The organism is Nostoc sp. C052 (assembly GCF_013393905.1).
Lineage (GTDB): Bacteria > Cyanobacteriota > Cyanobacteriia > Cyanobacteriales > Nostocaceae > Nostoc.
Window position 1 is genome coordinate 465502 of sequence record NZ_CP040272.1, and the last position, 18955, is coordinate 484456.

Sequence of the window (18955 nt, forward strand, 5' to 3'; positions counted from 1 at the left end):
TTATAAACAAGTTAAGATTTGGAACAAAAAAAAGGACGTTTATGAATAAAAAGATCCCCTACTTCTTCAAGAAATAGGGGATCTGAGCAAATCAAATATGATTGCTATATCACTCCTTTGCATTCGCAAAATCGCCACAGCTTAATTAATTTTGAATGTTGAATCTAAGCTGTAATCATCTTTTGGCTAAACGACACTAGCAGAAAAAACGAAATCATTTGCTGTCAGGCTAGTTGATGTAATTCCCAGTAATGAAGCTAACTCTGTATTTCCGGTTTTTACGATAGTATCGCTACCCTGTTGTAACAGTGTTAAAGCACTAAATTGAGTGATACCAACACCACCCAGCCCGATTTTATCAATGCCGATCGCAAAATCAGTCACAATGTTTTTGCTCGTTGGCAGACTGGCGTTAGCAATCCAGAATTGGTCAATACCAGTACCACCAGTCAGGCTATTACTACCCCCTTGACCAGCAAATAGCACATCATCACCATCGCCACCAAATAGCGAGTCATTGGCATTGGAGAAGAGTTTGTCATCGCCAGAACCACCGTAGAGACGGTTATTGCTACCGCCACTGGTAAGTGTATCGTTACCTGAGCCACCAAATAATGATTGACGAGAACCTTCAATTACTGAGAGATTATCATCACCTGCCGCTCCAAGTAAATTATTACTACCACTAGCTTCCACTACGGTAATAACATCATTACCATTACCACCATCGGCAGTAGTATTTTGAGCCGGGCCGTTTTGACCAATAAAGATCCGATCGTTACCCTCTCCGCCGGACACTGAAGAGTCTCTACCGACTAGCACTGTATCATCACCGTTTCCAGTTTGGATTGTGTTACCAGTAGTACCCTCTACAAAATCCGCTCCGTCACCTGTTAATAAGGTTTGATTTGGCTGAACGGTAACATTATCGCCAGTAGTGGAGCCAAAATTAATTGCTTCAGCTTGTGGTTGACCTAAGCCAGGAGCAAGATTAAGCGGCTTCTCCAACTTCAGCAGTAGAATTTCATTGTTGTCTATGACTGGATTTTGAGGATCATTCCCCGGACGACCTGTAGAGAAAGGATAGTTGTTGTCATTGGCTACCAAAATGGTATTTTTGTCAACAACCAGAACATTTTCAATGGTTTGGAATGGGAAATCAAAGGTAGTCTTACCGTCTCCATTCAGGTCGTTGGGGTCTTTGATGTTTAACAAGTCTGCAACTTCTTCTTTAGCGACATAGCCATTAGAATCTGTCTTAGACAAGTCTATTTTGTAAATCCTCTTAAATTTAGCCGCAGCTCCCTGATTGTTATCCCGTTCAATGACCAGGTACTCATTATCATTAATGACTGCTAAATCTCCGATGGAGTTTGACGGATTATCCAATCTGTAGTAGCGTAACTGATTGCTGTATTTGTGGCTAGCGAGGTCAAATTCGTTAATCCGTAAAGCACCAGGAGTATCACCTTGAACAGTACCTTCTAGGAGGAAATAAAGCTTGGTTTTGCTGGCGTTAATTGCTCCACCCTCAAAACCTTTGGAACTACCCAAGTTAGCAAAGGCATCACCTGAAAGCACATCGGGATTTTGTGGCGATCGCACTACATTATACTGAGGATTATCTCTGAGTTGATCTCGTACTCCATCCGCGATATCTGGGAAATCACTAAATAGCGCATCTACCCCTAATTGATAGAACTGCTGAATTTCTAGTGCTAGCTGGCCTTTGTAATCTGCCGCTAAGTATTGATCTTCTGCTCGGAAGGTATAAGGATGAACCTGCAACCCTGCATTATGAGCATCTTGAATTAAGGTAGAGGGAGGTAACGTTGTCTTATCAGCATCATTGACTACTCCATCTCCATTCACATCATCGGCTTTGCCATCACCATTAGCATCAGTACCTTTGACGCTAACAATCATCCGCTTCCAAGGACCAATGCCGTCAGCATAAGTGGCAACTTCAGCCAAGCCTTGGGGTGTTCGCAAGTCGCCATAGGTGCGAGTGTCACCACTTACTTTCAAGTCATAGGGCTGACTTTCTATAATCTTGCCATTGATATCAATGTCACTTGCATCTAGAAGCTGAATCAGTGGAATATCTACCCCGGCGGCAGGCATGATGGTATTATGCAGTTCTTTGAGGTTACTTACTTCAAAAGACTGAATGAAGATGCGACTGGGGTCAGTGAAGTTATTTGCTTTCAGCGTATCAATTAGTAACTGACTGATATTTCGGTGTATTTTGTCCGTAGTGCCTACATAAGTAGCTTCATTGGCAAAATATGTTGGATGCTTCGTTTCAGGGTAGATACCAATCTTTTTACCTGTCTCGGCTTCTACTTGCTTAACCAGGTTGATGATTTCTGTGAGGGTAGGAATCTCAAATTGATCGTCAAAGGAATGATCTCTAAAAGGTAGACGTTCTTCTGCGCGTAAAGTCTTGATTTCAGCTAAAGTGAAGTCTTCAGCAAACCAACCTGTAATTGTGTTTCCATCTAAACTTACCGTTTTTTTGCGATCGGCAAACTCTGGATGCTTGTAAACATTTGTGGTTGTATTGTTGAAGTTGACAGTGCCATCAGCATTCAAAACTGCTAAAGCAGGCTCATGACGAGCAATTAGCACACCATCTTTTGTAACTACCAAGTCAGGCTCAATAAAGTCAGCGCCTCGCGCAATTGCTTGCTTATAAGACTCTAAGGTGTGTTCTGGACGATAGCCACTTGCACCTCTGTGACCAATGACTTTAGGTGCTTCTCCATTTAAAGTTTTGAAATGGTCAGGTGTCGCAATGGGAGCTTCCAACAACTTACCAGTGGCATCAAAATGCAGTAGGTAAGGGCCAAACTCTTCTCCAACCCAGATTGTCCCATCTTTATCAAAGACGAATGACTCTACATCAAAATCTGCACCTGTTAGTAATCTGTCATTAGTTGCTTCGTTAACAATTCCAAAAGGAACTTTGTGGTTAGGGTCAGACAATTGGATGTAGTCTAAAACTTTAACGCTGCCATCTCCATTTTCTATTCCCTTAAAATTTGGGTCTAGACGATTGATCCGCAGTAGAAAATCTGCACTATTATCTTTGCTACCGTAGCCATTATCTGAGAGGAAGTAGAGAGAGTTGCTGTTAGCAAACTGGACACCACTAAAACCCTGTATTGGCTGTCCTGGGAAAGGCCCGGTTCTGCCATTGGCGGAAACATCTTTACCAGAAGTTGGCCCATTACTAAAGGTATCAGCAGGTAATGAGGCAAAACCGACTAACTCAACTTTGGGTACTGGTGTCGCAAGTATAAGTTGACCACCACGGCTGTGTTCACCATTGAGTACATTCAACTGGTTTGGATCTACACCATTGAGTACACCGCTAGCTTGGACATCAAATAAGTAGGAACTACGACCGAGTTGAGGATTAGAGGCGGCTTCTATAATCCCAGAGCTTTCCCAGGAACCAAGTTCACCATTAAAGGCAGTACCTTGGGCATTTTGGTCAACTTCAAACAGAGGTTTAATAGTATCAGTGGCAATATCGTAAGACCAAACGCGATCGTTACGCTGTTGAGCATTTATGATTTCCCCACCGCGACCGGCTGTATCTTCTTGGAGTAAGAGTTTGCCATTTCGATCAACAGTTACGTTGTCGTAGCTTACCCCTGTATTCGGGCCGCCAGTTAGCAACAATTCAAAGTTGCTAATCTCTGCTGTTGGGTCACTTGCATTCAGGCTGAAGCGATAAGCTTTACCAAAAGCATTATCTTCAACATTTGTACCGGGAACTGTATCTGTATTCCCAGTAGTAACAAAGTAGAAAGTACCTGGATTGTTTGGGTCTTCGGTTATATCTTCCAGACGACGGAAGTTTGTCGAACGGAGTACGCCATTATCGCTGCCATTTACCCAATCACTCAGAGGAGTACCACTATTGAGTAGTTCATCGTCTGAACGGTCTTCTGTACCTTTGGTATTATAAATTGCAGACCGATCGACTTTAGTCCAAGTAGCTTTTACCTTTGTTCCTTCTGCGACAGTTTCGTTGTCATATCCTGTTACCTTCAGGACATACAAATCTCCATCTTTCAAGCCATTGGGGTCTTCTGCTGTCTGATTACCGACGAACATATACAGTTCACCATCACCATTATCTTCGGTTGACAGTAAAACTGTTTTACCGGAATTGGTGGCGCGATACTGAGATGCTGCTAGTACATTTTCTTTGGCGAAGCGACCCAAACCATCTATAGATTGAGCTGTACCATCAGTTGTTATTGCCCAACCTAAACTATTACCATCCTGTTCATCAGCACTAAAGAATATTGGCCCACCTTCAAAGCCATAAGTTGCTAAATAGGCTGAACAGAATCGACCAAAGTTAATACCTGTTTGGGTTACAGCATCAGATGTAACTGTAATCTTGCCTAATTCATTACCTTTACTATCAACCGCTTTCTCTATTAGGTCTTTACCACCTACTAGTCTCCAGTTTTTGTCAAATTGCAATAGCGAAATTCTACCGCCTGTAATTTGTCCAGAAATTGTGCTGGAGAAATCTGTTTTGGTAGTATTGCTTAATTCATGGTTGACAAATACATAGTAAGCATCGTCAGTTTCATAAATGCCCAGACCGTCAGGGATACCTGTAAAAGCATACTTTTCAGTAGCACTGGGAACAAAGGAACCAAATTCACCCTCTAGCAATGGGATTTCATCGCCAACTGTTAGCAGTTGGTTCAGTCTGTAATTTGATCCATCAAGTGCCTGAATATAGGCAGGAGTCGTTGTTCTTCCGTTCTGAATTGCCATAATTTAGAATGTTTTTTGGGTATTTGGTTGGATTTAGCTAAATCACAAACTAGTCAATTTCTCTAATTACGTCAATTGGAAAAAATCACGTTTTAACTAAACTGGAATTATGGGGATATTTCAGAATTACAAAAGCATAGTTAATCTCAGTAACATTCTGCAACTAATTCTGAGAATTTACAAAAAACGTGTTTTTCATGTTTGCTTTAAGCTATGGTAAGCTTAAGTTTGTCGATAGTAGTCATGAGAGAAATTGACCACTATTGATATTTTCATTTAAAGATTAAGATAAGAATAAGTTAAACGGAAGAAATGATTAAAGTATATAGCAATCCTATTTGAGTTGTGAAAAATATAGATTAGAAAACGAACCGCCAAGGACGCAAAGGAAAGAAGAAAGAGAGATATAATTTTCAATTATGATCTAGGACTGCTGTATATAAGCTGCAAAAATAGTTTTTGTTGAATTAAAAAAATAAAGAATAAAATAATATATAAATTTCGATAATTATGAGCAAATAGATTTAAATTATATTAGTTTTAATTGGTTAGCGATCGCATCAAATTCCCAATCCAACAAATAAACTTTAGGGACGTACAGCTATACGTCCCTACGGAGATCAAGCGATCGCTTAAATCTGCGTTAAACAAACACGAAACGAGTATCTGTTGCCAAATTGGTATTGCGATTTAACCCGTTTTCTACAACAGCAATCAATTCCGTTCCATTGTTGGTAAAAATGCCTACATCCGATCTAACTGACCCTAGTGAGTAATTGTTAGCAACTCCCTTAAGCTGAATCTGATCGTTTGCTTTGAAGTTGACAATATCGGCGTAATCACTGTTGCGGGAACTAGCATAGAAAACTGAACTGGCATCACTTAAAACGTAAGTATCTGCGCCCTGATCGCCGTTGAGGATATCGATTTCGTTTGTACCTCCTCCCCAACCAATGAGGCGGTCGTTACCATTGCCTCCAGAAAGTGCGTCACTGCCAAGTCCACCTAAGATTGTGTCATTGCCATCGCCGCCAAGAAGTACATCTATACCTCCTTTGCCATCAAGGTAATCATTGCCCGATCCACCGTCTATTAACTCACTGGTATTAGTGCCGATGACGCGATCGCTTCCAGCGAGAGCATAGACTATGTATTTGTTTAAACCAGTAAGTTCGCTGACAAAGATAATGTCGTTGCCAGATGTTGCCTTATTATTGGCAACAGTCAGGTCAAAGGAATCGCTAACATTAGCGCCACTGCGATCAGTGGCGGTAACTGTGACTGCAAAAATCCCAGCTTGGGAGATATTGCCGGATATCACACCTGTGTTGGCAACGATACTAGAACCAGTGGGTAAGCCCGTAGCGCTGTAGCTGAGGGTGTCGCCTCGATCTACGTCAGTAAATTTATTGCTGACATTGAAAGAGAAAGCTTTATTGGTAGAGATAATTTGGTCGTCAATGGGTTGCACTAACGTGGGTGCTTCATTGAGATCGTTAACTTGGATCGTCAACGCCTTTTCCACGAAAAGTCCACCATTATCGGTGCTGCGTACCCGAATGCTGTAGGAAGATTTGCTTTCAAAGTCTGGGGAAGCGTTGATTTTTAAAGTGTTGTTGGCGATCGCAAAGGCAGCGTTATCTGCATCACCTGTCCCCGCAACTAAGCTGTAGCTGAAAGTGTTACCTGTATCCGGGTCAGTAGTAGTTAATGTACTTACTACTGTATTCGCTGGAACATTTTCATTGACACTGGTAACATTCACTGAAATATCTGTAGGAGCGCTATTTCCAGGCAAATTAAACCGAGCTAGGCTGGGGTCATGATCGCTATCCTGATCGGCAAACTCAGAATTGATATGAACTACATCATACCCATCCAGCTTACTGAGCAAATTATTACTTACTAAAACGTGGTCAAGTGTTTGGGCGTTGCCTTCAAAGTTGTAGGTGTAACGCTCGTTTGCAGGTAGGGTTTCAATTAGAGAAGTCAGTCCAGCGCTTTCTAAAATGCTGACGGGGTTGGAAAACTCAAAATCATTTAAGTCACCCGCTACTATTACATTGGCATTAGGGGCGATCGCTAAAATACTTTGGACAAAGTTTTTCACCACCGTAGCTTGTTGCTGACGCTGCACTTCACTGCTAAGGGTTGGCGGTTGATTTGGCCCGTATAGCGGTTGGTCGCCACCTTTAGAATTAAAGTGGTTGCCAATGATATAAACAGTTTTACCGTTGAAGGTAAATTCACCAACTAAGGGTTTACGACTGCTAGTAAAGGCGGGGTTGGTGGGGTCAATCAAACCAGGACTATTAGAAACTGTAGGAACACCAGCAACATTGGTGACTGTGGTGTTGGATGTGGAAGTACCACCAGGGCGATCTACAAAGCTGACACGATTGGGATTAAACAAGAAACCCACTCGAATATTGCCACCCGGTTCACCGCCATTCGTATCGTCTACTGGGTTGATTTGGCGATATTGATATGTGGGGCCACCAGCAGCAGTAATTGCATTAATTAATGTTTGGTAAGTTGTGCTAGCATCAACCACGCTATCATTCGTCGGCCCGTTATTGTCCTGAATTTCTTCGAGACTAATGATATCTGGTGATTTGAGGTTATTAACAATGCGGCTGGCAAGGTTGTTAAACTTGGTTGCACCATCGCCTGGGTCAAGGTTTTCGACGTTGAAGGTAGCAACTGTTAATTGATCGGTGGTGGGAGTTAAATTAGTAACTTCCTTGGTCAGCGTGTCGGAAGTCACTGTCACCGAGGTTGGTAGAACTTCGTAGTTGCTGAAACTATAATCGACCACACCCGTAATCGTGCCGAATGTCGCACCGACGTTAACTTGGGGTGAACTACCAGAGGTAAACAAAGTATCATCAATTTGGATACGCTCTGGATTAAAATCATTGGGACTAATCACCACACCACCGCGGGCTGTGCGTCCGGTAGCATTAGCGCCATTGTCCCCCAATAACCAAATCTCTCCAAAAGAATTAGTCGGACTAACTGCTACAGGATTATTTACCTGTACTCGCATTGCTTCCAAGCTTTCGTAGAAATCAATGCCATCTTGGGCAGGGTCAAAGGTGGTGGTTCCAGTTTCGATATTACCAGTAGTATCGTTGTCGATTACTGACGTTGGGATAGTTCTGCCACCATTACCCAAAATGATGGCAGTTGGTAAAGCATTGCCACTGGAGAGTTTAGTAATCGTGGCGGTAATAATCTCAGTAGTCGTCAGGTTGGCGCTGGTAGCACCACCAGGACGAAACTCGCTCACTGTACCGCCAACTAGTACAGAATCACCCACTTGCACAGTTGGGGCTGATGAGGTGAAGACAAAAATACCTTCAGATGTGCGATCGTCGTTATCTGGGTTGGGGTCTTGCAAATAGAAGCCATTAGATTTTATGGCTGTGACAATTCCCGCGACATCAGCGACTTTTTGCCCATTAAACACAGAGATGTGAGATGCACCTTGGATGTCGTGAATGCGAGGAGTGAAGACTACAGCGCCGAGTGTAACGCTATCGGTGCGGAATTTTTTGAAGTTGTTCTGTGATAAATCTTTGGCTGCTGTGCCGTCGTTATAAAGAACACTGTTGCCATCATCGCTGACGAATTGAATTTGAGAGGTATTTGTTAAGTTGTCAGGGATGGTGATAATTCCTTCGGGGTTGAAGCTAGGAGGGAATGTCGCCGCCCGCAATTGGGGAGCGCTGTTGGGGTTGCCATCCCAAGTGTAGAGGCGGAAATCGTTCGGGGCTACTCCTGCGTCTCCTGCTGGGCCAGCAATAATCACATACTGGTTATTGGCATTCTTGCGAATTTCTCGAATACCCCGACCACCTAAATCTAATTCAATGGGAGCGCCAAATTGTGACGAGCCTTGTGTACCACCATTACTAGCTGATATTAAGCTAGCAAAGTTGGTGACGGGAACGATGAGTGCATTGGAACGTCCAGAGGGAGGAACTTGGGGGGCGCGGAAGGCAATATAGGCTGTGGTGTTATTCGGGGCAACTTCCAAGCCTTCAATATTATAGCCGTCTGCTTGTTTCGACCCGACATTAGTGGCAGCGCTAGCAGCCAAGCCGTAGTAATTTGCCCCCTTGCCGTGACCGTTGGTGACATCCCAGTTGATGATGTCTTCCTTTAAAAAGTCATAGCGACCTACATAACTGAGTGCGGTGGATGCTCCCGTACCACTAATATCTGTAGCAAAAATGCGATCGCGGTTAGGGCGATTTTTCCCATCATCGCTATTGCTTTGTGAGCCTAGCCAAAAAATGCGATTCCCTACTCTGGTAGAAGCTTCCAAATCGACTTCTCGATTTTCGGTTAGTCCAAGAGAACTTGTAAAATCAAACCCAGTTATCGGGAGTCCCGATTTGCTGGAATCGTAGAGACGCAAAAGTTGATTTTCGTCATCGGCTTCTAAGAAAAACGTCCCACCCACGGGAATAGCTGTAGAAGCATCACTCGTACCCGTTAAAAATTGAGTTGTAGGAGTACCATCATTCGCCGATGCTGCGTAGGCGATCGCATAATTAGAAGTACTCGTACCATCACTGACACTTACTGTAATGTTTGCAGTACCAACACCGACAGGATTAATTTTGAGATTGCGACTGCTTCCAGTACCAGTTAGAGTGAGGTTGCCGTTAGGAACCACCTCGGTATTATTGCTGGTGACTGTGACGGTCAAATTTTCTACAGGGGTATCGGAATCAGCGATCGTAAAGTTTACACCCAATGTCTTTGCTGGATCGTTGGGGTTGCCAATTACACCGCTAATTGCCCCTGTTCCTGTAGCAGCCAAAGCCCCGTTAGCATCTAATAAGTCTGTGGTGCTGGCTGTGTCCAGTTGAATAGTTGGCGCTGTCGGAGTTGTGGTATTAATAATGTAAATACCTGGGCTGCCAATGTCCCCAGCGGCTGAATAAGAGTTGTTGGCATCACCTACCGAGGAAAGCTGCCATTTGGTGATATCGTTACTGCCAAGATTTGCATTGCTAGTGGAGCCGCTAACATTTTGGGTGCGAATACTACCTGCAATAGTTTGATCGTTATAAGTGAGGCGATCGATGAGATTATTAGAAGCATTATAGATATTGATTTCGTCAGCACGTCCGAGGTTGTTGGCATTACCACCGAGAACTTTCACAGAAGCAGGAAGACTCCAAGCGGTGCGGAAAGCCACAGCAGTAGCTTCTGTAATAATTACGGACTCCCCAGACGCAACGGTTCCGAAACCACTCAAGTTAAATGAGCCGGGGGTGCGAGTATCGTCGTCAAAACTCCATCCCGTTAAATCTATGGCTGTATTACTAACGTTAGTCAGTTCGACAAATTCACCAGTAGCAGCACTACTGTACATATACTCGGTGATTCGGAGAGTAGACGAAGCCGAATCGTTGTCGGTAATGTTTACTGCAAGTCCGGGAATTGTGATGGCGTTGTAGTTAGTATCTGTACTAGTTGCTGTATGAGTAATGGTATTAGAGTGATTTCCTTCAACCAAGCCATCGTTTACGGCAGTTACTATTACGGTCTGGGCTACGTTCCAGTTTGCAGGAGTGAAAGTTAGGCTATTAACGTTGGTTGTGGTTTTTGTTTGAATGTCGCCATTATTGATATTGATGGTAACATTTGCTGTTGGCTGGCTATTCAAGACTACTGTGTAAAAATCTGTAGCACCACCTTCAGTTACATCTGTGCTACCCCCTGATTGGCTAATGGTGACACCTGCTGAACTAGGAACAGGTACCGATAAAGAAAAATCATCGATCGCTAGAGCATGATCGTTTCCAGGATCATTATTTTCAATCCAACGAATCCAGAGTGTATCGTTATTTCCCCAGTTTAAGGTATTGAGTGTACCACCCACATTAGCGACTCGACCAGCTACATTGCCATCAACAGTAGCGGCAGTTGCAGTTGCCACAGGAGAAGTCCAATTAAAGTTTCCACCAGGGGTAGTCCAATTAGGAACTGTAGTAAAGGATGTACCAAATCCGTACTGTAGAACCATTGACTGGGCAGTAGCGTTTCCATTGTTGCGCCATTGTTCTCCATTAAAAGCAACATTTAGGCTGTTAATGGTTGAGCCAGTGGTATTTGTGGCAGAAAAGGCAATCCATCCAGCAACGGCTCCTGATGTGGGGCTACCAAAGTAGGCTCCTCCTGAACCTAGCCCCCCTAACGCCCGATCGGTCGAGCCTGTTGAACCATAGCTGTAAAAACCGCCAGAATTACCACTGCCATTGTTTGCTGTGTAAGTCGCGATCGCAGTACCAGGAATAGGCTGACTGAAAAGAGACCAGCCAGCTAATGTAGTATCATTACTCCAAGTAGTATTAGAAGTATTTGTGGTAAGACCATCAAAGTCTTGAGAATAGGAACCGCTAAAATTAACAGGCATACCGATACCTCAGTAAATAAATAGTTGTTTTTCGAGCAATCAGCAACGCTTTGAAAAGTCAGAGAAGTATGAAGTACGATTGCTTACTGATTAAGTGCGATCGCCCTTGGTAATTATCCAAAACACCATTCAAAAAGCGATCGCAGGTTTCGCAATGCTTTAAAAAGTGCCTGAAAGTTTGGTATCAAGAATAATTTCTCGTCGTAGTAAAATACATCACATCAAAATGTAATGTTCATACAGATAAAATCATTTACATATTTAAGCTCCTGAGAATAAAATAGGTATCTGAGACTTATTGATGAGGCGATCGCAAAACAATATCAGCATAAAAAACTTGAGTACGTAGTATAAAAAGACTACATACTTTACTAGTATTAATTCGTATTCGTTAATTTCAAACTATCCCGGTAAGTTTAAGAGACAGCTAGCAAAAGGTTAAAACAATAAATATTTGGTAGTTAGTTGTCCTCAGATATACACTAGTGCCGCAAGGCGGAATTAAAAATTAAAAATTAAAAATTAAAAATGAATACAGTGTAAGGGTTTCATTGATTTGGAATGGGTGGTTTATTTCCGCCGTGTTGTACTAGTGGTCTGTCCCATTAAATTTGAGGGATAAAAGAACGAACCGCATACTCCTACGGGGATCTTGCTACGCACAGCATTTCGTAGAGAAGAAAATTCTTCCTAGTCCCAGTCCCCAATCCCGGAGCAGTAATCCTGGTGCGATATGTTGAAAAAATCGGTTGCGATCGCACAACATTTCGTACTCTCAGATGAGCGTAGTGTATGATCGATAAGGTTATTCGGTTCTGGTGGGAGTCAGCTACCAGAGGTAACGGGGAAAGTTCGGTGTAAATCCGGCGCTGTCCCGCAACTGTGAACCAATTTGAGATTAAGGAACTCAGGAATCAAAAATCTCAAATTGAGTGAGTCAGGATGCCCGCCGAAATAGATTTATCAGTTTCACATATCTGCGAGGTACAGATGACTACTACTGTAAATATTTCCCCAACCAGTCCCTTGGGTGTTGCTGAACATACTTTATTTGTTTGCAAAACTTGTGCCAGTGTTTGGCAAAATGGCAAACCTTTCGGTGAAAGTGGTGGTCAAAAACTTCTAAACCAACTTCAGCAGCTTGCACAAGATTGGGATTTACGAGATCAATTCCCTATTCAGGAAGTTGAATGTATGAGTGCTTGTAATCGTTCTTGTGTAGTCGCCTTTACTGCCAAAGGCAAATTAACATATTTATTTGGTGACTTAGGCGTTGATGGTAGTGCCTCTGCGGTACTGCAATGTGCTAGTCAATACTATGGCAAAGCAGATGGTTTACTGCCTTGGTCAGAGCGTCCAGAAGGAATGAAGAAGGGCATTTTAGCAAAAATTCCACCTTTATGAATAAGAACTCAGAATCGAATGGCACTAAGAAAACCTGAATACCTGACTATATAAGCACTTTACACTTTTGCTTCTGAAAATTCCCAAAAGATAAAATCAAGTTAAATGATGATAATAATGATTATTATTATTTAAAGGGTGTGAACCCTTCTCCACACCCTCCCTTTTTTATTTTTTTGTTTTTAAACTGTTAATAGAATCAAGGCGCAAGGTGGTTTTCTATTGTTAATGAAACTATCTAATCTGATAATTAAGCAGTTTTTAGTTCAAGATGATATTCTTGTCTTGATTTTTGCATGAGGGGATAAGCTTTGGGGCGACGCTTTCTGACTCTTGGTTCGCTGCGTCCAGGGCGTAACAAGACTTCTTGATGAATTATTATCTTTAATCACGTTTCATAAGTTAGATCGGAAATTTTCCGTATAATAAATAGCTGTTCTGCCAACACAGTATAAAACTTGACAATATAATGCAAAAATCGAACAATTCCCAAACTCAAGCTCCCAAAAAGGAGCGGGACTGGCTCATAGTGATAGGGGTTCCGCTATTCCTGCTACTAGTGAGTGCGCTTATAACCTACATGAATAATCAAGCACAGCTAAAGATTACTGAACAAAAACAGCGAGATGATGTGTTAAATAGCTACATTCAAAATATGAAGGAATTGTTGCTTAAAAAAAACACTTTACTAGATTTTAAAAAAGATGATGTTAGTACAACTCTTGCCCGCACTTTTACTATAACCACATTAAATCAACTCAATAATAGTGAAGAGGATACACAAGGTCGAAATCTCCGCAAAGGTTTGGTTCTTCGATTTTTATCGGAATCACTATTAATTAACAATGAACTTCCAATTGTCCAATTCGGAGGAAGCACCCTCGAAAGTGCCAATTTCAGCGGAGCCAGCCTCAGCGGTCACAACTTCAGCAATGAAGACCTCAGCCATGCTGACCTCACCGGTGCTGACCTCAGCGGTGCCACCCTCAAGTTCGCCAAACTCAACGGTACCAACCTCACCGGTGCCAACCTCAAGGATGCAACCCTCAACGGTGCCACCCTCAGCGGTACCATCCTCAAGGGTGCTGACCTCAGCGGTGCCAAATTTTTAGATGCTAAACTGGAAGATGTAGATTTAAGTCAAGCAAAATCGCTCACCTCAAAACAACTAGAGGGATTAGAGGGAGAAAACCCGCCGTTACTGTGCAAAGTCGAATTGCCCGAAGGATTCCCAGACAAAGACAAGTTCAAACGGGACTGTGAAAAAATACACAATCCAGTACCAACTCCCAAAAGTACCGACAAACAATCTGAAGTAAAGCCCCCCGATCCGAAAGCTGCGAAAGAGATTTCCGAATTGAAAGGGCATCAGGGTTCGGTTGCGTTTAGCCCCGATGGTCAAACCTTGGCGACCAGTGGAGATGACGAGACTATCTGCTTATGGAATACTAAAGGTCAGCTACTGAAGACATTTAAATGCCAAGGGAATCAAACTGCAAACAGGGGTATTAACAGTATTGACTTTAGCCCCGATGGTCAATACTTGGTCAGTGATGCAGGTGGCAAAATCCGCTTGTGGGACTTAAAGAGCGCAAACTTGGTGACTGAAGTCGTCGCAAGTCAAAAACGTCTCAGGAGCGTCAAATTTAATCCCAAGCCCAAGAATGGACAGCAACTAGCAAGCACTGGAGATGACGGCATTATTCACTTGTGGAACTTGCAGGGTCAATCTTTGACAGAAGAACCGTCTACCAGACCTAACTGGCGGTCAGTCGATCCAATCTCGGAAGTCTCGGAGTTAGCATTTAGCCCCGATGGTCAGCAAATAGCTAGCGCTGAAGCTAGCGGGATTGTTAGGTTGTTGAACTTGCAAGAGAAACTTTCGCATCAATTTATAGAACATATACCTCATTCTGTCCTTAGTGTTGCCTTTAGTCCAGATGGCAAGCAACTTGTCAGTAGTTGTGAAACAGGCATGTTTCGTTCCTGGAGTTTACCGGACTACGAGGTGAAAAATAGGTTCGATGATGTTAACGGTGTAGGATTTTATTCTGTCGCCTACGGCCTTGGTGGTAAGCTAATCGTCGTCGGGGATAATAAAGGATATATTAGAATGTGGAAAGTGAACAGTCAGAAACAGTCTCTACCATTTTGGACATCACCGGATCAAAAATCAAAAATTAGAAAAGTCGCTTTTAGTCCCGATGGCAAAATGTTTGCCACCGCAGCCGACGATGGAATAGTTAAATTGTGGCAACTTGAATGATTGAATGGAACTCTTGGTATAGAAGTGCGATTGCGTGCATGACTATTTGCAATTATCATCATTTAACTTGATTTTATTTTTTGGGAATTTTCAGAAGCAAAAGTTTAAAGTGTTTGTATAGTAATAGTAAGGGATTCAGGTTTTCTTATTGCCATTCCTTGTAGTTTGATGTGGTCGGCAGTCCCCTTCTTCATAAATTTAGGGTCTTGAAACCCTTTTTGCAGTTGAATTCCAGTATCTTTCCCCCGCCTCCCTGCCCCCTGCCTCTTGGTCAGAATACCCTTTGTAGGTAGAGTATTATGAATTCTGATTGCAGGACTCCCCCAAGCAATGCTGACTGAAATTTTGCCTTTCCGCTTTGAGTTAGACACGATCGCGATCGCCGGAGCGAGTTTATGGTCATTGGCGCTATATTTAGGTTTTTCCACAACCAGGGAATGGGTAATTAAGCAACTCAACCGCTGGTTTAACTTTGCCGAGCGATCGCTTTATACCAGCCAGTCAGAATTTGAAAAGACTCGTCAAGCTAGAGAATCCCAAAACGCTTTCTACGCCTCACTGTTTAGCATTGTGCCTTTTTTGGTAGTCGGCACTTTATGTAACTGGGGTCTGGAAATTAGTTTAGGTGAAAGTTGGGGAATTAGTACAGGTATATTAGCCTGTATGGGTGCCGGCATTTATGAACTTGGGCGCAGAGATGGAGAATCTTCGGATTAAGAGAGATGAGGGAGATTAGGGCGAATGTTGCTCCCTCATTTCACCCTACTTCCCAATTTCCTCGCTAACAATCTGTGCTATCTTCTGGGCAGCACCGCTTTCACCACGAATATTACGGAGTTTAGCGCGGATTTCAGCCAATTTTTCGGGATGGGCTAATAAATCTACCGTCATTTGTGCAACTTCTTGCGGTTGAAGTTTTCCCACAAGTTCGGGCACTATCTCTTCCTGTGCCCAGATATTTGGCCATGCTAATAAACCTTTGCGTTTCACGAATCTCAGAAATAGCCAATTAATGACCTTAGCAAAAGGCGTACCTACCCCTGGCAGATTTGCTAACAACCCTGGTAAACCATCCCAAGAACGCATAGCGTCAAGTTGCTGCGTTGGCAGCAAAACAATCATTGGCACTCCTAAAGCACCGAGTTCGGCAGTGTTTGCCCCCACTGTAGTTATGCAGATACAGCACTGAGATAATAAGTGATATGCAGGGTTTTCTTGCCACAGTTCCACAGTTAAACCCGTTGTTGTTTTTAGTAATGCTTTGCCTTCAGCCTCCTCTGGAACAATTAAGGAAGCACCGCCAAAGCCAAAAAATTTAGCAATAGAGTTCTTTTGGGGATCGGCAAAACTAGCTAAAGTTTGTAAATCCAAAGTTGGGGCTACAGGAATCACAAACTTGGTTTGGGGTCTTTGAGCGTAGATGTATTCGGCAACACCTAAAAATAATGGCACTCCTTGAGCTAATTTTGCTGCTTTTGAGCCAGGCAGTATACCAATTAATTCAGTTTTGAGTGATGGAATAATCGGCAGAGAAGAATTTGAATCTAGGCTTTCCCCTGCTTCACCTGCTGCTTCTAGCATCAAATCACCGACAACGGTGAATTTGTCAGCATATTTCTGGGGGACACGGGCAGCAACTTGGGGTTTCATCACGCCAAAGTGGTTAATCCATTTATACCAACGGGCTTCCCATTCAGCGTAAACTACTGTGCGATATCCGAGCTTTTTGCCTATGACTACGGGGAAAACTTGATCGCCGCCGAGAAAAACGACGACACCGCGATCGCACCAGTCCCAATTATCAAATGTTTTGCCCCAAAGCAAAAATTGCCAAAAATGCTCTGCTCCCTGAACTCTATCTACTTCTGGGTAAGAAAGAGCGATCGCTCTTTCTTTACCAGTCGCATTTGGGCAAGGTGATAATACTACAGAAATCCTGACGATAGAACGGTCATCGCCTAGTTCTTGCCGTAACGCCTTGACTACTGGACGTACCCAGGTTGTTACCTCACCTGGGCCGTTTGATAGGATGAGAATATCTACTTGAGTCATTATTTAATGGTCAGGAGTTAGGGGCCATTAGTTAAGAAAAAAATATTACTAAATTTGTTTCTGTATTATGGGTATATACTGTAACTTCTTAATAAGATTTTATAACCTTTTTCACATTTAATTTGCGTAGAGTCGGCAGTTGGGATGCAGTAGAGTAAATTACTCAACAAACAATGGCTCAACTCTCCGTTACAGGCGCAACAGGAGTCACGGCGCCATCATGGCACAATTGCGATCGTTGCAGTGCGTTCCAAGTGTAATTCTAGCGATCGGACTCTGGTCTGTTATTAAACTGATATAATCTGATCTATGTTTGATAATGTCTGCAAGTTTCTCGCAGAGTCATTTTCTAGCGACTTTGCAACTTGGCTACTCGGTGAACCAATAACTCTTACCCAACTTAGTCCATCTGAATTATCTCTTGAACCCATCCGCGCCGATGCACTAATTTTGTTGCAGTCCGATGAAATTGTCCTCCATCTCGAATTTCAAACGACACCTAAAGCCGATATTCCCTTTCGGATGAGTGATTATCGTTTGCGGGGGTATAGAAAATTTCCCCATAAGCGAATGCGTCAGGTAGTTATTTACCTAAAACCAAGCGATTCTGAGCTAGTTTATCAAACAGAATTTGTTCTAGAAAATAGCCTCCATAGATTTGAAGTAATTCGACTTTGGGAACAGCCAACCGAAGTATTTTTAAATTCTCCGGGTTTGCTACCATTTGCAGCTTTAAGCCAAACCAACGATCAAACGCGAACTTTAGAAGAAGTTGCCCAAGTTATTGAAGCACTAAACGACACCCGAATCCGCAGTAATGTTGCTGCATCAACAGCAGTGTTAGCTGGGTTAGTATTAAATAAAGAGTTGATTAAAAGAATTTTGCGGAGTGATATTATGCGCGAATCTGTGATCTATCAAGATATTCTGCAAGAAGGGCTTGCACAAGGTTTAGAACAGGGTATTGAACAGGGCATTGAACAAAAAGCTCAAGATATTGCCATCAAAATGATTAATAAAGGTATCAATCTGGAAATAATTGTTGATGTTACAGGTTTAACTGTTGAGCAGGTTCAAAAATTACAGGCGAAAACAGAAGATACTCAAACTGAGTGATATTATGAGCGAATCTGTGATTTATCAAACAGAATTCAGGAGTCAGAATTCAGAATAAATTCTGTATGACTGGCGGATAGCGCAGCGTAAAGCCTTCGGCATGGCTTCGCTTAGAGCGAGTATTCGAGCGTCGCGTCTGAATAACCAACCAGGTTTTTATAATGTTTTATAGTGACTTTTCGCTGTCAAAAGTCAAACGCGACTTTAACTTAACTACGGTTGAAAATGGACGTTTTTTACCCGAAACCCAGTCCATAGAACCTAGTTTTTACCTCAAAGAAGCACTAAGCGAAGGACTACCACTAGCAACAGCAACAGGCTCAGAAAAAGCTCGCTCAGAGTTAATTATTAGTCCAATCCTTGTAGAAGTTAGGAAAATTCTGGAACGTAAAGTCAGCTTTTTTTCGGGTGAAGATTTTACCGTCGCATCAGAATTAGGCTTAAGTGGAGTATGTGATTTTTTAATTAGCCGCTCACCCGAACAAATATTTATTGAAGCTCCTGTCATTGTGATTATTGAAGCGAAAAAAGTTGATTTAAAACCTGGTTTAGGGCAATGTGCAGCAGAAATGATTGCCGCCCAAAAGTTTAATGAAATCAATAATATACCGATTAAGACAATTTATGATAGCGTCAGTAGCGGTACGGCTTGGCGATTTTTGAAATTAGAAGGGCAAATACTGAGTATTGATTTGAATGATTATACAGTTCCGCCAGTGGAAATACTATTGGGAATGTTGGTTTGGATGGTGCGGGAAGGTTAGGTATTTTGATCTTTGTGTCTTAGTGTCTGTGCTTAAAACAGGAGCGCGAAAGAAATCCTATTTAGCATAAATCATAACTATGCAATTAAGCCTGTCTATACTGACTAA

At 42.6% G+C, this 18955-nt stretch carries 8 protein-coding genes, 1 pseudogene and 1 riboswitch; of the genes and pseudogenes, 5 read left to right on the forward strand and 4 right to left on the reverse strand.

Annotation, left to right across the window (positions count from 1 at the left end):
• Positions 1–186: 186 nt before the first annotated feature.
• The 3 genes and pseudogenes from FD723_RS01890 to FD723_RS01895 all read right to left on the reverse strand — a co-directional run bounded on the left by FD723_RS01890 (position 187) and on the right by FD723_RS01895 (position 11245).
• Positions 187–3303, reverse strand: coding sequence for an esterase-like activity of phytase family protein (locus FD723_RS01890; protein WP_256875197.1), 3117 nt, complete (start codon positions 3301–3303; stop codon positions 187–189).
• A gap of 321 nt (positions 3304–3624) precedes the next feature.
• Positions 3625–4809 (reverse strand): annotated as a pseudogene (locus tag FD723_RS44045) (alkaline phosphatase PhoX); the annotation flags it as partial.
• A 643-nt stretch (positions 4810–5452) separates the two neighbouring features.
• A complete protein-coding gene (locus FD723_RS01895; RefSeq protein ID WP_179063851.1) occupies positions 5453–11245 on the reverse strand; it encodes a lamin tail domain-containing protein in 5793 nt (1930 codons plus the stop codon).
• Positions 11246–12038: 793 nt separating this feature from the next.
• Positions 12039–12214: riboswitch (cobalamin riboswitch) on the forward strand.
• A 21-nt stretch (positions 12215–12235) separates the two neighbouring features.
• On the opposite strand from FD723_RS01895, the gene FD723_RS01900 reads away from it, so the two are divergent.
• From FD723_RS01900 to FD723_RS01910, 3 genes are all read left to right on the forward strand, one after another.
• Positions 12236–12649 (forward strand): DUF1636 domain-containing protein, encoded by a 414-nt coding sequence (locus tag FD723_RS01900; protein ID WP_179068991.1) that lies wholly within the window; start codon positions 12236–12238, stop codon positions 12647–12649.
• Positions 12650–13229: 580 nt separating this feature from the next.
• A complete protein-coding gene (locus tag FD723_RS01905) occupies positions 13230–14915 on the forward strand; it encodes a pentapeptide repeat-containing protein (RefSeq protein ID WP_179063852.1) in 1686 nt (561 codons plus the stop codon).
• A 330-nt stretch (positions 14916–15245) separates the two neighbouring features.
• Positions 15246–15632: a hypothetical protein gene (locus FD723_RS01910; protein WP_179063853.1), complete on the forward strand. Its 387-nt coding sequence runs from the start codon at positions 15246–15248 to the stop codon at positions 15630–15632.
• A 45-nt stretch (positions 15633–15677) separates the two neighbouring features.
• Here the strand turns inward: FD723_RS01910 and FD723_RS01915 are convergent, their stop codons facing one another.
• A complete protein-coding gene (locus FD723_RS01915) occupies positions 15678–16967 on the reverse strand; it encodes a lipid-A-disaccharide synthase (RefSeq protein ID WP_179063854.1) in 1290 nt (429 codons plus the stop codon).
• A gap of 309 nt (positions 16968–17276) precedes the next feature.
• On the opposite strand from FD723_RS01915, the gene FD723_RS01920 reads away from it, so the two are divergent.
• Both FD723_RS01920 and FD723_RS01925 read left to right on the forward strand, forming a co-directional pair.
• Positions 17277–18083, forward strand: a complete 807-nt coding sequence (locus FD723_RS01920; RefSeq protein ID WP_179063855.1) for an Rpn family recombination-promoting nuclease/putative transposase — start codon at positions 17277–17279, stop codon at positions 18081–18083.
• A 161-nt stretch (positions 18084–18244) separates the two neighbouring features.
• Positions 18245–18847, forward strand: coding sequence for a hypothetical protein (locus tag FD723_RS01925; protein WP_179063856.1), 603 nt, complete (start codon positions 18245–18247; stop codon positions 18845–18847).
• Positions 18848–18955: the final 108 nt, after the last annotated feature.

Bases quoted from the DNA above. Each gene is read 5' to 3' on its own strand.
- FD723_RS01895 (WP_179063851.1), bottom strand. From the start codon at position 11,245: ATGCCTGTTAATTTTAGCGGTTCCTATTCTCAAGACTTTGATGGTCTT.
- FD723_RS01900 (WP_179068991.1), top strand. From the start codon at position 12,236: ATGACTACTACTGTAAATATTTCCCCAACCAGTCCCTTGGGTGTTGCT.
- FD723_RS01905 (WP_179063852.1), top strand. From the start codon at position 13,230: ATGAATAATCAAGCACAGCTAAAGATTACTGAACAAAAACAGCGAGAT.
- FD723_RS01910 (WP_179063853.1), top strand. From the start codon at position 15,246: ATGCTGACTGAAATTTTGCCTTTCCGCTTTGAGTTAGACACGATCGCG.
- FD723_RS01915 (WP_179063854.1), bottom strand. From the start codon at position 16,967: ATGACTCAAGTAGATATTCTCATCCTATCAAACGGCCCAGGTGAGGTA.
- FD723_RS01920 (WP_179063855.1), top strand. From the start codon at position 17,277: ATGTTTGATAATGTCTGCAAGTTTCTCGCAGAGTCATTTTCTAGCGAC.
- FD723_RS01925 (WP_179063856.1), top strand. From the start codon at position 18,245: ATGTTTTATAGTGACTTTTCGCTGTCAAAAGTCAAACGCGACTTTAAC.